At 65.1% G+C, this 14,742-nt stretch carries 15 protein-coding genes; 8 read left to right on the forward strand and 7 right to left on the reverse strand.

Features of this window, described 5'->3' with window-relative positions:
- The first annotated feature begins 102 nt into the window (after positions 1-102).
- Together art_RS13465 and xylB are read left to right on the forward strand one after the other, a co-directional pair.
- A complete protein-coding gene (locus art_RS13465) occupies positions 103-1,059 on the forward strand; it encodes a sugar-binding transcriptional regulator (protein ID WP_253901357.1) in 957 nt (318 codons plus the stop codon).
- Positions 1,056-2,537, forward strand: coding sequence for a xylulokinase (xylB, locus tag art_RS13470; protein ID WP_082000289.1), 1,482 nt, complete (start codon positions 1,056-1,058; stop codon positions 2,535-2,537). Before art_RS13465 ends, xylB begins: the two co-directional genes overlap by 4 nt.
- A gap of 60 nt (positions 2,538-2,597) precedes the next feature.
- On the opposite strand, the gene art_RS13475 is transcribed toward xylB, so the two are convergent.
- The gene (locus tag art_RS13475; RefSeq protein ID WP_038465586.1) at positions 2,598-4,094 is read right to left on the reverse strand and encodes a mannitol dehydrogenase family protein; all 1,497 of its coding nucleotides are present in this window, start codon (positions 4,092-4,094) and stop codon (positions 2,598-2,600) included.
- A 171-nt stretch (positions 4,095-4,265) separates the two neighbouring features.
- Between art_RS13475 and art_RS13480 the strand changes: the two genes are divergently transcribed.
- The 3 genes from art_RS13480 to art_RS13490 all read left to right on the forward strand — a co-directional run bounded on the left by art_RS13480 (position 4,266) and on the right by art_RS13490 (position 6,687).
- On the forward strand, positions 4,266-6,014 hold the full coding sequence (locus tag art_RS13480) for a pyruvate dehydrogenase (protein WP_038465587.1): 1,749 nt from the start codon (positions 4,266-4,268) through the stop codon (positions 6,012-6,014).
- A 25-nt stretch (positions 6,015-6,039) separates the two neighbouring features.
- Positions 6,040-6,426 (forward strand): DUF1304 domain-containing protein, encoded by a 387-nt coding sequence (locus art_RS13485; RefSeq protein WP_038465589.1) that lies wholly within the window; start codon positions 6,040-6,042, stop codon positions 6,424-6,426.
- A gap of 69 nt (positions 6,427-6,495) precedes the next feature.
- Positions 6,496-6,687 carry a hypothetical protein gene (locus art_RS13490; protein WP_038465591.1) on the forward strand — a complete coding sequence of 64 codons (192 nt, stop codon included), beginning with the start codon at positions 6,496-6,498 and terminating at the stop codon, positions 6,685-6,687.
- A 104-nt stretch (positions 6,688-6,791) separates the two neighbouring features.
- On the opposite strand, the gene art_RS13495 is transcribed toward art_RS13490, so the two are convergent.
- Positions 6,792-7,802: a YdcF family protein gene (locus tag art_RS13495; protein WP_038465593.1), complete on the reverse strand. Its 1,011-nt coding sequence runs from the start codon at positions 7,800-7,802 to the stop codon at positions 6,792-6,794.
- 213 nt (positions 7,803-8,015) lie between these two features.
- On the opposite strand from art_RS13495, the gene rlmN reads away from it, so the two are divergent.
- The gene (gene rlmN, locus art_RS13500; RefSeq protein ID WP_038465594.1) at positions 8,016-9,275 is read left to right on the forward strand and encodes a 23S rRNA (adenine(2503)-C(2))-methyltransferase RlmN; all 1,260 of its coding nucleotides are present in this window, start codon (positions 8,016-8,018) and stop codon (positions 9,273-9,275) included.
- Positions 9,276-9,380: 105 nt separating this feature from the next.
- Here the strand turns inward: rlmN and art_RS13505 are convergent, their stop codons facing one another.
- The 3 genes from art_RS13505 to art_RS21105 form a co-directional block, all read right to left on the reverse strand.
- Positions 9,381-9,626, reverse strand: coding sequence for a hypothetical protein (locus art_RS13505; RefSeq protein WP_038465597.1), 246 nt, complete (start codon positions 9,624-9,626; stop codon positions 9,381-9,383).
- Position 9,627: 1 nt separating this feature from the next.
- Complete coding sequence (locus art_RS13510; RefSeq protein ID WP_038465599.1) at positions 9,628-9,957, reverse strand: winged helix-turn-helix domain-containing protein; 330 nt, start codon at positions 9,955-9,957, stop codon at positions 9,628-9,630.
- A 100-nt stretch (positions 9,958-10,057) separates the two neighbouring features.
- Complete coding sequence (locus art_RS21105; protein WP_052136552.1) at positions 10,058-10,714, reverse strand: peptidyl-tRNA hydrolase; 657 nt, start codon at positions 10,712-10,714, stop codon at positions 10,058-10,060.
- Between the two features lie 92 nt (positions 10,715-10,806).
- Between art_RS21105 and art_RS13520 the strand changes: the two genes are divergently transcribed.
- Positions 10,807-12,018 (forward strand): aminotransferase class I/II-fold pyridoxal phosphate-dependent enzyme, encoded by a 1,212-nt coding sequence (locus tag art_RS13520; RefSeq protein ID WP_038465601.1) that lies wholly within the window; start codon positions 10,807-10,809, stop codon positions 12,016-12,018.
- 22 nt (positions 12,019-12,040) lie between these two features.
- Here the strand turns inward: art_RS13520 and art_RS13525 are convergent, their stop codons facing one another.
- Positions 12,041-12,466, reverse strand: coding sequence for an acyl-CoA thioesterase (locus tag art_RS13525; protein WP_082000290.1), 426 nt, complete (start codon positions 12,464-12,466; stop codon positions 12,041-12,043).
- A gap of 211 nt (positions 12,467-12,677) precedes the next feature.
- Here art_RS13525 and art_RS13530 point away from each other — a divergent pair, with 211 nt between their 5' ends.
- The gene (locus art_RS13530) at positions 12,678-13,136 is read left to right on the forward strand and encodes a hypothetical protein (RefSeq protein ID WP_162182059.1); all 459 of its coding nucleotides are present in this window, start codon (positions 12,678-12,680) and stop codon (positions 13,134-13,136) included.
- A 99-nt stretch (positions 13,137-13,235) separates the two neighbouring features.
- Here art_RS13530 and purB read toward each other — a convergent pair whose 3' ends face one another.
- Positions 13,236-14,678, reverse strand: a complete 1,443-nt coding sequence (purB, locus tag art_RS13535; protein WP_038465605.1) for an adenylosuccinate lyase — start codon at positions 14,676-14,678, stop codon at positions 13,236-13,238.
- Between the last annotated feature and the right edge of the window lie 64 nt (positions 14,679-14,742).

Consider the following 14,742-nt stretch of genomic DNA (forward strand, 5'->3'; position numbering starts at 1 on the left):
ATTTGAGAGCATGATCTTGCTCATTTGTTAAGTGACTCTAGTCATATATACTCGTTTGAGCAAGAGCGAATGCTCAAATGTTTCTTTTTAGGAAGGCGCACCGTGCCGGAAATATCCCACGAGGAGCTGCTTGCCCGCATCGGGCAGGCTTATTACCTGGACAACCAGTCCAAGGTTGAAATCGCCACCGAGCACGGAATCTCACGGTTCCAGGTGGCCCGATTCCTTGACGAGGCGCGTGCTGAAGGCATTGTTCACATTGAAATCCGCCGCCCCGGTGCCACAGTGGAGATCGACGCCGAGGCGCTTGCCGCCGCTCTCGGGCTGCACCGGGTGGTGGTCGTCAAGACGCTCGGCGACGATTTCCGCCAGCGTGACCTGCAGGCCCACGCCGTGGCCGACGAACTCATGGCTGCGGCACGCACGGGCATGACGATTGGCATCTCCTGGTCCCGCACCCTCGACCTGGCCGCCCGGCATGTCTCGGAGTTGCCTAAATGCAACATCGTGCAGCTGGCCGGTGCCCTGCCCGCGGCCGGCAGCGGAGGAAATCCCCTGGAGCTCATTCAGCGCCTCGGCCGGGTGGGTGGTGGCCGGACCTGGCCCATGTGGGCGCCCCTCGTGGTGGACAGTGCGGCCACTGCCGCGGGCTTGCGGCGCCAACCGGAAATCGCCGACGCCATGCGCAAGGCGGATTCCCTGGATCTGGCCGTCGTGGCCATCGGTGCGTGGGCGCCCAACCTCTCAACCGTGTGGGACCGGGTGGACAACGCCGTCCGGCAAGATGGCATCCGCAAGGGGGCCGTGGCTGAATGTTCCGGCAGGCTGATCGCCGCTGACGGAACGGCCGTGCAGGCAGAACTTGATGCCCGCATCCTCTCCGTCACGGTCGAGCAGCTGCAGCGCACCCCCAAGGTCATCGCCGTTGCCCAGGGTGCGGTTCGGGCGGAAGCCGTGCGGGCCTGCATCGCGGCCGGAATTGTCCATACTCTGGTGCTGGATGAATCCCTCGCCCTTGCACTGCAGGCTCATGCCGCCAGTCATGGGGTGTCCGCATGAGCGGCGCGCAGACGGCGGGCTCGTCGGCGCCCGACTCGCCAATTCCCGGCTCACCAGTGCCCGGCTCGACGGCGCCCGGCACTCTGGTGGTGGGTGTTGACTCCTCCACGCAGTCCTGCAAGGTGGTGGCCGTGGATATTGCCACGGGTGCCCAAGTGACCGCCGGTTCGGCCACACATCCGGATGGCACCTCTATCGATCCGCGCCTGTGGACAGCAGCGCTGGCCGAGGCCTGGGATGCGGCTGGAATTGCAGGGCTGGGCGACCGTGTTGTGGGCGTCGCCGTTGCGGCCCAGCAGCACGGCATGGTGGGTGTGGACGGGGCCGGTGTGCCGGTCCACGACGCCCTGCTGTGGAACGATGTGCGCAGTGCCGACGATGCTGCCCGCATGGTTGCTGAGCTGGGTCCCGAGGCATGGGTTGGCGCCGTCAACATACTCCCCGTCGCTTCTTTCACACTGACAAAACTCGCCTGGTTGGCACGTTCGCAGCCGGATGCGGCCGCCAGGCTGGACACCGTGGGCCTGCCCCATGACTGGCTCAACCTGCAGCTTTCGGGGTCGTGGTCCACCGACCGCAGCGACGCCTCCGGCACCGCCTACTTCGACCCGGTTGCCAACAAGTACCGGACCGAACTACTGGAACAGTTCTTCGGCGCCGTGCCGTCCCTGCCGCAGGTGCTCGCGCCCAACGAAAGCGCCGGGCAGCTGCTCCCGCGCTGGGGCTCGAGTGCCGCCGTCGTCGGTGCCGGCATGGGTGACAACGCCGGTGCGGCACTGGGCCTGGAACTGGCGCCGGGGGAGGTGGCGGTCTCGATCGGCACTTCGGGCACGGTGTTCACCGTCTCGGAGACGGCCGTGCATGACGTATCGGGGCAACTCGCGGGCTTTGCCGACGCCACGGGGCGGCACCTGCCCCTGCTTGCCACGATCAATGCGGCCCGCGTCATGGCGGCCGGGGCTGCCATGCTCAACGTTGACCTGGCCGAGTTCGACCGGCTTGCGCTCGCCGCCGCACCCGATGCCGACGGCCTGACGCTGATGCCCTACCTCGACGGCGAACGCACCCCGAACCTGCCCGACGCCACCGGCACGCTCGTTGGCATGACCCGGGCGAACATGACGCCGGAGAACCTGGCCCGCGCCTCGGTCTTGGCCGTTGTGAACTCACTGGCCGACGCGCTTGCTGCGCTGACCTCCTTCGGTGTGCCCGTGGAGCGGGTGCTGCTGATCGGCGGCGGTGCGAAGTCGCGGGCGCTGCGTGAGGCGGCCGCCACGGTGTTCGGCGTGCCCGTCGACGTGCCCGAGCAGCGTGAATATGTGGCACTTGGGGCTGCCCGCCAGGCCGCCTGGGCCGCAACCGGCGAACTGCCCGTCTGGGGCCGGCGGATTGAGAGGTCCTTCATGCCCGACGGCGGATGGGGCGCCCTGGTGCGCGAGCGGTACGCCACCGCACGGAGGACTGTCTACGGGGTGTAGCCAACGTCCCGGCCGGTGGGGCGGTGGTTGGCTTGCCACGTCATGGGTGGACGGGTTGGGCTACCGGCCCAGTGCTACGAGCTCTGCCACGGCCGCGCGGGCGCCGCGGGTGTGCAGAGTGTCGAGAGTGCGCAGGTACGCCTCCGTGAAGCGCTGGTTGTCCACGAGGTCGCCAAAGACGTCGCGGTTGCGCAGGAACGCCAGCTTGTCCTCATGCTGCTTCGCCGCGGCGGCCATGAGCGGCTCCTTGAGCTGGTCAACCACGGTGATGGGTTCACCGTTTTCGTCCGTCCCCTCGGCATACCGGGCCCAGGAGGCGACGATGCCGGCGGAACGGGAGATCCCGCCGTCGTTCCCGGAATTGCCGTTCCCCAGGTTGATCCAAACCACCGGGATGAGCCACTTGGGGATCCGGTCCGAGCTCTCGGCGCAGAGGCGGGCCAGGGTGTCGCGCACGTGCTCGTTGGCGAAGCGCTCGATGAGGGTGCGCTTGTAGAGCGGCAGATCGACGCCGGGCAGCGGGGCGAGTGCGGGCGTGCCCTCGAGGTCCATGTAGTCGAGCAGGAACTGCACGAACAGCGGGTCCTGGGCGACCTCGTGCGCGTACGTGTAGCCGGCCAGCGTGCCGAAGTAGCAGAGTGCCTGGTGGCTGGAGTTGAGCAGGCGCAGCTTCATGAGCTCGTACGGCTCGACGTCCTCAACCACCTGCACGCCGGCGTCCTCGAACGGTGGGCGGCCAAGCGTGAAGTGGTCCTCGAGGACCCATTGTTCGAACGGCTCGCACACCACCGGCCACTGGTCCATGACGCCAAATTCCTTGGCGATGGCGCTGCGGTCCTCATCCGTGGTGACGGGCGTGATCCGGTCCACCATGGAGTTCGGGAATGAGACGTTTTCGCGCATCCAGGCGGCGAGGTCCGGATCTTTCAGTTCTGCGAAGGCTGTGAACATTTTCTTTGCGACGTCGCCGTTGCCCTGGATGTTGTCGCACGACATGACCGTGAACGGCGCAATGCCCCGGGCGTGACGGCGGGCCAGTGCCTCCGTGACGAGGCCGAACGTGGTGCGCGGGGCCGCTCCGGGGGTGAGGTCGTGGATGACGTCCGGATTCTCCGCGTCGAATTCGCCCGTGACGTGGTGGAAGTTGTAGCCGCCCTCCGTCACGGTGAGCGAGACGATACGGGTGTCGGGGGAAGCCATCTTTTCAATGACGGCCTCCGGATCCGCCGGAGCGAACAGGTATTCCGTCATGGAGCCGATGACGCGGGCCTCGCGGCGGCCGTCCGGATGCTTCAGAAGCATCGTGTACAGGCAGTCCTGCTCCGCCATGACGCGGGCCATTTTCTCGTCGTGGGGCAGCACGCCAACACCGCAGATGCCCCAGTCGAGGGCCTTGCCGGCATTCATGAGCCGGTCCACGTACATGGCCTGATGCGCGCGGTGGAAGCCGCCCACACCAAAGTGCACGATGCCAGTTTTCACGGCGCTGCGGTCATAGCTGGGAACCGCGACGGATTCCGGCAGGTGGGCGAGGCTCTCGGCATTGAGTTGCGGCATGGTGGCGCTCCTTTGAACGTGATCTTCATCCCACTGTATCAAACGAGCGTGGTAGGTGTTCTCATATGAGCGTCGCGTTGTTTTGTGTTGACGATCGCTGCGCCGCCGGGTGCAGGGGGCTATATTGGCCAGTATCCGATAGATAGACAACCTGCTGCAGGAAGGTCTGACATGGCCAAGGAACTTGCCACCCAACTCATCGAACAACTGCAAGCCGCCGGTGTGCGGCGCATCTACGGGATTGTGGGCGACAGCCTGAACCCATTGGTGGACGCGGTACGGAAAACCGGTGGCTCGGCCAACGGCGGCATCGACTGGATCCACGTCCGCCATGAGGAGGCCGCGGCGTTTGCGGCCGGCGCCGAGGCTCAGCTGACAGGCGAACTGGCCGTGTGCGCAGGGTCGTGCGGACCCGGCAACCTGCACCTGATGAACGGGCTGTACGACGCCAACCGCACCGGCGCGCCGGTGCTGGCCATCGCCTCGCATCTGCCCAGCGTGCAAATTGGCAGCGACTTCTTCCAGGAGACCCACCCGGACAGGCTCTTTGGCGAATGCTCAGTGTACTCCGAGCTCATCAGCACCTCGGACCAGGCGCCAAGGGTCATGAACAACGCCATCTCGCATGCCGTGGGCCTGCGCGGGGTGGCCGTGGTGACGCTGCCAGGCGATATTGCCAGCCTCCCGGCCACTGCGCCGTCGCCCCTGCAACGCCCCGTGCGCCCGGCCAGCCTGGTCCCGGCACCCGAAAGCGTGGCGGAGCTCGCTGATGCCATCAACCAGGCTGAAAAGATTGCCATCTTTGCCGGCGCCGGCGTCCAGGGAGCCCACGCCGAAGTCATAGCCTTGGCTGAACTGCTCAACGCCCCAATTGGGCACAGCCTGCGCGGCAAGGACTTCATCCAGTACAACAACCCCTACGACATTGGGATGACGGGCTTGCTGGGCTACGGGGCCGCCGCGGAAGGCATCGCCGGTGCCGAGCTGCTGATCTTGCTGGGCACGGACTTCCCCTACGACCAGTTCCTGCCAGACACACGTACCGCCCAGGTGGACAGGGCGCCGGAGCATTTGGGCAGGCGCACCGACGTTGACATTGCCGTGCACGGTGACGTGCTGCCAACCCTGGCGGCCCTCATCCCGCTCGTGGCGGCCAAGGAGGATGCAAAGTTCCTGGAGCAAATGCTGAAAAAGCACGACAAGCTGATGAACAAGGCAGTTGGCGCCTACACCCGCAAGGCTGACAAGCTGGTGCCCATCCATCCTGAGTATGCGGCCTCGCTGCTGGATGAAATCGCCGCAGAGGATGCCATCTTCACCGCCGACACCGGCATGTGCAATGTGTGGACCGCCCGCTACATCAACCCGCTGGGCACGCGGCGGCTGATCGGTTCCTACCTCCACGGCTCGATGGCCAACGCCCTGCCGCAGGCCATCGGCGCACAGGCTGCCCACCCCGGCCGACAGGTCATTTCCGTGTCCGGTGACGGCGGGCTGTCCATGCTGCTGGGTGAACTGATCACGGCTGCCGCGCACAAGCTGCCCATCAACGTTGTGGTTTTCAACAACTCCACGCTGGGCATGGTGAAACTGGAAATGCTTGTTGACGGGATGGCCGATTTTGGTGTTGACGTTCCTGACACGAACTACGCCGCCATCGCCACGGCCATGGGATTCCACGCCGTGCGCGTCACCGACCCCGCAGGTATTGCCGACGCCTACCGTGCCGCGTTCGCCCACGACGGCCCGTCGCTGGTGGAACTGGTCACCGACCCCAACGCCCTGTCCATCCCGCCCAAGCTCAAGGGCGCGCAGGTGCTTGGTTTTGCCACGGCCATGTCCAAGGTGGTCCTGAACAGGGGCGCGGGGGAAGCGGTCAGCATGGCACGCAGCAATCTGCGCAACATTCCGCGCGGCTGACGCCAAACGCTTAAGAAGGATTCCTTTGCTCAGCGCAGCACTTATTTTCGCCGGACTGGCTGCACTGGTGCACGTTTACATCTTCGTGTTGGAATCGCTGCGCTGGACGGCGGAGAGTACCAGGACGACGTTTGGGACGTCCGTTGAGCAAGCCCACGCCACGAGGGAACTGGCCTTCAACCAAGGCTTCTACAACCTGTTCCTTGCCGTAGTGGCGGTGGCCGGCATACTTGCCGCGGCTTCCGGGCACCATGGCGTGGGTGCGGCGCTGGTGCTGGCCGGCTGCGGCTCCATGCTTGCCGCCGGACTCGTCCTCCTCATTTCATCACCTAAGAAGGCCAGGGCGGCCCTGGTGCAGCTCGCGTTCCCGCTGGCCGCCGTCGTTCTTGTCCTTGCGTGGCTGGCCATTTAGGCCCGTCGATCCCTTGCCCGGTGCCCCGAACGGGCATAGCGTTGAAGGACATCCAAGGGGGTGGCTCAAATGGAAATTCACCTGTGGTGGATCAATATGGAACTGCCGGCCAAGCAGTGGCTACGAGAAAATACAGAGGCTGCAGCGGTGCCGGACCACGTCGCGGTGGCTGTTGAAGCTGCCGGCGGTGCCCTGAGTGACGGGACGCTGACGCAGCGGGAGTGGGATTTTATAGTGACCCAGTCCGAGTTTGTTGACTGACGCTTTTTCCAAGCACGACGGCGGCACGCGCCCGCCGCTGCTGTGGCACCCTGCGCCCGGTTGGCCCATGCCCGCCGTCGGCGCTGGCACCCCGGAACCAGGGCCTATTGGTTGGCGAGGACAAGCGCCGTCGTCAACAATGCGGTAAGGGCGACAAAAGGCAGGCACATGAGCACGTGCAGCAGCTTGTGCTCCTTCAGAATGGCCGCAAACTCCCGCAGGAATGCGCTGGGAAGGAAGTAACCAGCCGTCGGCGAGCCAACCACCTGGGCGTCGATCCCCAGCTTGCGCGACAGCAGGGCTGCGCGGAGCACATGATAGTTGTTCGTGACCACCACCAGCGGGCCGGTTCTGCCGTGGTCGCGGGCAATGGCCGCCGAGAATTGCAGGTTTTGGGCCGTGTTTGCGGCGTGCTCCTCCGCCGCAACATGCTCATCCGGAGCCCCAGCATGGACCAGGTATTCCGCCATGGCAGCACCCTCTGAGCGGGATTCGTCCGGGCCCTGCCCGCCCGAAGGGATCAGCAATGGAGCATCCGCGGGAGATGCCTCGCGGTAAACCTCCAGACCCTTGTTCAGTCGGGAGCGCAGCAGCGGCGGCACCTTGCCGTTGATGATTTGTGAGCCAAGGATGACAACGGCGGACGGCGTGATGCTGTGCACCATCTTCCCGTAGACGGCTGCATAGGACAGGAAGACCACAAACACCACGCCAAAATAGCTGCACAACAGGAACATCAGCGCCGCCACGCCAATGGCCACCGTATTGAGGGTGAGCACCAGTGCGAAGGCTGCAACGGGCAGTGCCAGCAGGGCCAGGCCGGCAACAAGGGACAGCAAATTGCCCATGCTGCGCCCCTCCCTCCGCAGCATGGTCACGCCATTGGCGATCAGGAATCCGGCCAACACCACAACGGCCAGCGGCGTCAGGACCAGGATGCCCAGCGTGATCCACTCGGTCCAGGGGAACCACTGGGAGAGAACCTCGGCCAGCCCGGCCAGCGCAAACCAGCACGCAGCCACCAACACGATGCCGTTGCGGAGCATCCGCGGGTCCTTGCGGCGCAAATAGACATAGACGCAGCCCAGGACCGCGGCAAGGATCAAGGAGAACATGATTTCAGCCTATGCGATCCCACGCCGCCCCCGCATGCCACCAGGGGCGGAAAACGCGGAGCCTCCTGTGCAACCACGGTGGGAGGTGCGAGGGCAGTGGACGGAGGGGCCGCCGTCGTACCGGCCATGCGGACAACGGGCAGGGCGGGCCGGAATGTGATGTTGGCAGCCAGGACGGGACAGAACCGCGGTCCGTAGGCGACAATGGAAAGGATGACTTCCCCCAAAAACGCCCCCAGCCCCGCCGCCGCAGAAACCGATGCCGCCGCCCCAAAGTCGCGCCCTGCCCGCCGCGCGGCCCAGGTCATGCCTGCCACCGAGGGCTGGAAGCAGGCCAAGGACCCGGGTGGGCGCCCGCTGCTGCAGTTCAAGTCCCCGCGCGTGTCCCAGCCTCCGGTGCACCTGGCCGACCTGACGCTGCCCGAGCGCGAGGCAAAATTCAAGGAGATGGGCCTGCCGGCATTCCGCGCCAAGCAGCTCTCTGTGCACTACTTCCAGCACTACACCACTGATCCCGAACTGATGAGCGACCTGCCCAAGGACCGCCGCGCCGAGATCACCGAGACCATGTTCCCGAAGCTGCTGACCGAGGTCAAGCGCCTCACCACGGACAACGGTGACACCATCAAGTTCCTGTGGCGCCTCTTTGACGGCTCGCTCGTGGAGTCGGTGCTTATGCGCTACCCCGGCCGCGTGACCCTGTGTGTGTCGAGCCAGTGCGGCTGCGGCATGAACTGCCCGTTCTGCGCCACGGGCCAGGCCGGGCTGACCCGAAACATGTCCACGGCGGAGATCCTGGACCAGATCGTGCAGGCCAACCGGGTCATCGCCGAGGGCGGGCTGGGCAACCTGCGCCGCGACGGCGGACACGACGCCGAGCGCGTCACCAATATTGTCTTCATGGGCATGGGCGAGCCCCTGGCGAACTACAAGCGCGTCATGAACGCCGTGCACCGCATGGTCGCCGAGGCGCCCGAGGGCCTGGGCATGTCCGCCCGTGGCATCACCATCTCCACCGTTGGCCTGGTCCCGGGCATCAACAAGCTGGCCGAGGAAGGCGTGGCCGTCACCTTTGCGCTGTCCCTGCACGCGCCCGACGACGAACTCCGCGACGAGCTGATCCCCGTCAATGACAAGTGGAAGGTGGATGACGCCCTCGACGCCGCCTACAACTACTACAAGGTCACCGGCCGCCGCGTGTCCATCGAGTACGCGCTGATCAAGGACATGAACGACCACCCCTGGCGCGCCGAGCTGCTCGCGAAGAAGCTCAACCAGCGCGGCCGCGGCTGGGTGCACGTGAACCCGATCCCGCTGAACCCGACCCCCGGTTCCATCTGGACCTCCTCCGAGCCGGAAGTCATGCGGGAATTCATCAACACGCTGATCGACAACGGCATCCCCACCACGCTGCGGGACACCCGCGGCAAGGAAATTGACGGAGCCTGCGGGCAGCTCGCCGCCACCGAATAACGAGTGGCGCCTGCTGATGGCGCGCCTGACTGAAGCGGCACTGACGCAAGAACGACGCCGGAACCTGGGTTCCGGCGTCGTTCTTTGGGTTAAGCGGTGGCTGGGTTAGGGGATGTCGGTCAGGGTTTTCTCGACCGCGGCAAGGCGCTTGTCGAGAGAGTCCAGCTTGCCGAGCAGTTCGGTGCTGACGGCGGTGTTTTCCTTGACCACTTCACGCAGTTCCGACGCTCCGCCGAGTTCCACCTGACGCGTTTTGGCGTTGGCCCGGGCAATGACGATCTGGTAGGTGATGCCGCCGATGATGCCAATGATTGCGATCCAGGCCCACCACGGTACGAATTCGAGTCCCATGTCATTTACCGCTTTCTTGTTTAGGTTCAGTGTCGGGCGCATCCAGCGGTCCGACGGCTGCCATGATTGCAGCCGGGTCAATGGTGAGTTTGAACGGCACGACCTCGAAGTACTTCAGGGCCTTGCCGTCGGCGGAGAGCTCCAGCCGGCCGGCAAGGTAGCCGGCCTCCTCGAGTCGCTGTAGGTGCATGTAAAGCAGTGGACGCGACATTCCCAGACGCCTGGCCAGTTCGCTCACGTGGAGCGGTTCGACCGATAGCGCTGCGATGATGCGGTAGCGCGTGGGGTGGGCAACTGCCGTAACCTTCGCGATCTCTTCTTCCAATGACATTTCTGCACCCCCTTTCACCTGTCAGTAAATAATTACACATGAAGGTATGGATGCGCAAGGGTTATTTTTGTACGGGCCACCGGGCGTTCGGGGGCGGGTGCTATTTGGCCTTCGCCACGGCCACATAGGCGGTGGTCGAACCGGGCTCAATCTCTGTCCGCCCGGCATCCTGGATGACAGGGCCGGCCGATTTGCGGGCGCCCTTGCGGAACTCCTTCGCCGGCAGCTCGAGGACGCCGAGGGGGAAGCCGTCGGCAGCCCACGCCTCCACCACGGCAGGCTTGGATTCCAGCAGCCAGGCAAAGAGTGCATGTGCCGCCTGGGCCGCGGCCTTGCCCGTGGACATCTCCAGGGACGCGTTCAGCACAATGCTCAGCGGCGCAGGCGGCAGCGGCTCCCCGGGAGGCAGCTGCGTGCCGGACACCTGCAATTTGGCCAGCAGCTTGGGCAGTTCGGCGGCGGGCATGGGCGGCAGCCCCACGGCCGAGGCCTCACCCACGGTGGCGAGGACGTGTTCGGGGAAGGCCCCAAGGACCTTGGCGAACATCTTGGCGTCGGCCCGCCTGACCGTTTTGCCGAACGCACCGGAGGCCCACTGCCGCCAGTCGGGATTTTCGGGGTCTCGCAGGAAGGCCTGGACGGACGCCAGTGCCGCCGCAGCAATTCCATGCTGCTCGCCGGCTGGTTCCTCCCGGTCGACGAGCAAAATGATGGGCTGGATCAGTTCCTGCTGGGTGCGTTCGGTAGATTCACTCACCCCACAAGGGTATCGGCAGCGGCGTGTGACAAGCTGGAGTTTGGTCCCACGCTTCCACCGGCCGTCCACACCCGCCTTATTGAAGGATCCCCATGCGCACACCACTCACCGTTGCTGCCCGTGCCAAGGTGGCGCCCTTTGCCGTCATGGACATTCTGCAGCGGGTGGCAGATATGCGTGCCGCCGGCCGTGACGTGATTTCCTTGTGCGCCGGCGAGCCGAGCGGGGGAGCGCCCAGTGCGGTTTCAGCTCGGGCCGCCGCGCTGCACTTCGCCGGCACACCGCTGACGTACACGCCCACGCTGGGCATTTCCGGGCTGCGCCAGGCCATCGCCGGGCACTACAAACGCTGGTACGGCCTGGATGTTCCCGCCCGGAATGTTGCCGTCACCACCGGCTCGTCCGGGGCGTTCATGCTGGTATTCCTTGCCGCCTTCAACCCCGGCGACAGGGTGGCTTTGGCCCGCCCCGGCTACCCCGCCTACAAGAACATCCTGACCTCCTTGGGCATTGAGGTCATCGAGCTCGACGCCGGAGCAGACTCCCGCTTCCAGCCCACCCCGGCGATCCTCGACGCGGCGGTCGCCAAACATGGCCCGCTGGCGGGCTTGATGCTGGCCTCGCCGGCCAACCCCACCGGGACCATGGTTTCCCGGGCGGAACTGGCAGCCCTCACCGACTGGTGCGGCGGCAACGGCGTGCGGCTGATCAGCGACGAAATCTACCACGGCATCACCTACCCCGCCCCAGGCAACTCGGATCCGAAGGGCGTGTGCGCCTGGGAACTGGACCGGTCCGGCGTCGTAATTTCCAGCTTTTCCAAGTACTGGGGGATGACGGGATGGCGGCTCGGCTGGGCGATTGTGCCCGACGACCTCCTCCAAGGCGTGGACGCGCTGGCCGGCAATGTGGCCCTGTGCCCTCCGGCCCCGGCGCAAATGGCGGCACTTGAAGCGTTCAGTGAGCAGGCCTACGCGGAGGCCGACGCGGCTGTTGCCGAGTTCGCCCGCACCCGCGACTACGTCCTGTCCAACGTTGCGGGCCTGGGCTGGACGGATGCCGCCCCGGCCGACGGCGCCTTCTACTACTACGCCAACCTTGGCCCTGCACTGGCAGGTTTCGCCGACTCCCGCGAATACTGCGCGGCGCTGCTGGAAGCCGAGGCCGTGGCGCTGGTGCCGGGCGCCGACTTTGACGGGGTTGGCGGGCTCGCCACAGTTCGCTTGAGCTTTGCGGCAGGGTACGACGCCGTCCGTGAGGCCTTGGTGCGGATCGAAAGGTTCCAAGCGGCCCAGGCAGTGTGACGCGGCGTTGGGTGCCGAGCGGTTATCCGGCCGGCTTCAGGTGGGTGGTGGGGACCCGGTCGCGGTCGTAGGTGATGGAATCAAAGCCGTGCGGTGCAGGCTTGTGGTCCGGCCCCAGGTTCACGAACACAACCTTTTCAATGGTGAGGATGGATTCGCGCGTGAACATGTTGCGCACTTCCGCGCGCATGGTCAGCGACGTCCGGCCAAAGTGAGTTGCAGTCAGGCCCATCTCGATGAGGTCCCCCAGGACGGCCGACGAAACGAAGTTCATTTCAGACATGTACTTTGTCACGGCCATGCCGTTGCCGAGCTGGACGATGGCATAAATTGCTGCTTCTTCGTCAATCCAGCGCAGCAGGCTGCCGCCAAAGAGGGTGCCGTTGGCATTGAGGTCCTCGGGACGGACCCATTTGCGGGTGTGGAAGGTGATATCGCCGTTGCTCATGGACTTCAATCTACCGTTCAGGTTCTCGTGGCGGGGTCGCTTTGTCCGCGGGAACACACCATGTTTTGTGCCACAGGGCGCTGGCAAATAGCGTGACCGGACATTCGTTCCTCCATAGGCGCGGTGGGAATCGTGGTTGTCCACAAAATCCAGGGAGGCCCTTTCTTGCAGGCAGCTGAACTGGGAGATTGAATTCATGGAAAGGAAAACCATGGATCACTACAGTGGTGCCGAGAACGCTGAAAATGGCGGGCCCGGAGCGCCTGACGAAGACGTTGACCGAATCTTCATGGAACTGGCCGGCAGCCTCATGGTGCCGTATCAAAACGAGTGCATGATCTGCTTTTTGATGCGGGCCATGGTGCTGCTGGAACCCGCCGGATTCGCCATGACGGACACATACCGGAAATTCAACGCGCCGCGAGCCACCAAACTTGGTGCACGACTGGTGCGGATGGGCGTCTATGGCGACTGCCGGCTGTTGCAAGCCGGCGTGATGGTCAACGATGCCCTTTGGGATGCGGAGTGCTGCCCCGATTGCGGCATCCCGTATGCGGTGCCGGATTGCCTGGAAGTGCGGCGGGGATCGACTCAGCCTTGCAAGCTCTGGCGGTGGCGGCAGGATGTGGCACGTGAGATGTTTGACGCCTGGCTGGACAACCGGATTTAGGCTCGAGTGTTGCCAAAACGAGGGCGGCACCCACGCTGCGCTGTACGCGCAATCCGGGTGCCGCCGTCGAACATTCCCCAAACAGGAACTCCCTGGGAATTACTTGCTCAGGTGGTCCACCAGGGACTCGGCGATACCGATGTACTTGCCCGGGGTCAGGGCCAGCAGGCGTGCCTGCGCATCGGCGGACAAGCCCAGGCCGGAGACGAACTCCTGCATGCGGGCGGCGTCCACGCGGTGGCCGCGGGTCAGGTCCTTGAGACGCTCGTACGGGTCCTCCATGCCTGCAACACCGGCAATGGCCTCGGCGCGCATGACCATCTGGATGGCCTCGGCGAGAACTTCCCAGTTGTGGTCAAGGTCGTCGGCCAGAACGGCTTCTGCCGTGTCCAGCCGGCCCAGGCCGCCCAGGACGTTGTTGATGGCCAGCAGGGAATGGCCGAACGCCACACCGATGTTGCGCTGGCTGGAGGAATCGGTGAGGTCGCGCTGCCAGCGGCTGGTCACCAGGGTTGCGCCCAGGGTGTCCAGGAGGGCGTTGGAGATCTCCAGGTTCGCCTCGGCGTTTTCGAAGCGGATGGGGTTGACCTTGTGCGGCATGGTGGATGAGCCGGTGGCGCCCGGAACCGGCACCTGTGCGAAGTAGCCGATGGAAATGTAGCTCCATACGTCCGTGCACAGGTTGTGCAGGATGCGGTTGAAGCGGGCCATGTCGGCGTAAAGCTCTGCCTGCCAGTCGTGGGATTCGATCTGGGTGGTCAGCGGATTCCACGCCAGGCCCAAACCCTCGACGAAGTTCTTGGCAACGTCCTGCCAGTCCGCCGCGGGGACGGAGGCGTAGTGTGCCGCGTAGGTTCCGGTGGCGCCGTTGATCTTGCCCAGGAACTCGGTCTTGGCGATGCGGTCCAGCTGGCGGGTCAGGCGGAAGGCCGTGACGGCGAGTTCCTTGCCCAGCGTGGTGGGCGTGGCGGGCTGGCCGTGCGTGCGCGAAAGCATGGGGACTGCGCGGTTCAGCTCCGCCATCTCGGCAATCTTGGCAACGAGTGCGCGCGCTGCAGGCAGCCAGACGTCCTCGACGGCACCCTTGACGCCCACGGCGTAGGAGAGGTTGTTGATGTCTTCGCTGGTGCAGCCAAAGTGGACCAGCGGCTTCAGACGCTCCAGGCCCAGGGCAGCCAGGCGGTTGCCGATGAAGTACTCCACAGCCTTGACGTCATGGACCGTGACCTTTTCAATGTCGGCCAGTTCCGTAACGGACGTCGCATCGAATTCGGTCACAATGGCGCGCAGGCCTGCCTGCTGCTCAGCTGTCAGCGGCTCGGTGCCCGGAAGCACGTTGTTGCTGGTCAGGTGGATGAACCACTCAACTTCAACAGCTACCCGGTCACGGTTCAGGGCTGCCTCGGAGAGGTAATCAACGAGCGGGGAGACTGCGCCGGCGTAGCGGCCGTCCAAGGGGCCCAGGGCGATGCGCTCGGAGGAAGCGGCCAGTGACAGGCGGCCGGAAGGGATGCGGGCTGTGGCATTTGCGGAATCAGACATGGCCCAATTCTTTCATGAACCGCCAATTCCTCCACAGCCGCGGCCGGGACGGTGAAAATCCACA

It is taken from the genome of Arthrobacter sp. PAMC 25486, from assembly GCF_000785535.1.
Lineage (GTDB): Bacteria > Actinomycetota > Actinomycetes > Actinomycetales > Micrococcaceae > Specibacter.

Bases quoted from the DNA above. Each gene is read 5' to 3' on its own strand.
- rlmN (WP_038465594.1), top strand. From the start codon at position 8,016: ATGACTTCCCCCAAAAACGCCCCCAGCCCCGCCGCCGCAGAAACCGAT.
- art_RS13480 (WP_038465587.1), top strand. From the start codon at position 4,266: ATGGCCAAGGAACTTGCCACCCAACTCATCGAACAACTGCAAGCCGCC.
- art_RS13505 (WP_038465597.1), bottom strand. From the start codon at position 9,626: ATGGGACTCGAATTCGTACCGTGGTGGGCCTGGATCGCAATCATTGGC.
- art_RS13490 (WP_038465591.1), top strand. From the start codon at position 6,496: ATGGAAATTCACCTGTGGTGGATCAATATGGAACTGCCGGCCAAGCAG.
- art_RS13530 (WP_162182059.1), top strand. From the start codon at position 12,678: ATGGATCACTACAGTGGTGCCGAGAACGCTGAAAATGGCGGGCCCGGA.
- art_RS13495 (WP_038465593.1), bottom strand. From the start codon at position 7,802: ATGTTCTCCTTGATCCTTGCCGCGGTCCTGGGCTGCGTCTATGTCTAT.
- art_RS13520 (WP_038465601.1), top strand. From the start codon at position 10,807: ATGCGCACACCACTCACCGTTGCTGCCCGTGCCAAGGTGGCGCCCTTT.
- art_RS13510 (WP_038465599.1), bottom strand. From the start codon at position 9,957: ATGTCATTGGAAGAAGAGATCGCGAAGGTTACGGCAGTTGCCCACCCC.
- purB (WP_038465605.1), bottom strand. From the start codon at position 14,678: ATGTCTGATTCCGCAAATGCCACAGCCCGCATCCCTTCCGGCCGCCTG.
- art_RS13475 (WP_038465586.1), bottom strand. From the start codon at position 4,094: ATGCCGCAACTCAATGCCGAGAGCCTCGCCCACCTGCCGGAATCCGTC.
- xylB (WP_082000289.1), top strand. From the start codon at position 1,056: ATGAGCGGCGCGCAGACGGCGGGCTCGTCGGCGCCCGACTCGCCAATT.
- art_RS13525 (WP_082000290.1), bottom strand. From the start codon at position 12,466: ATGAGCAACGGCGATATCACCTTCCACACCCGCAAATGGGTCCGTCCC.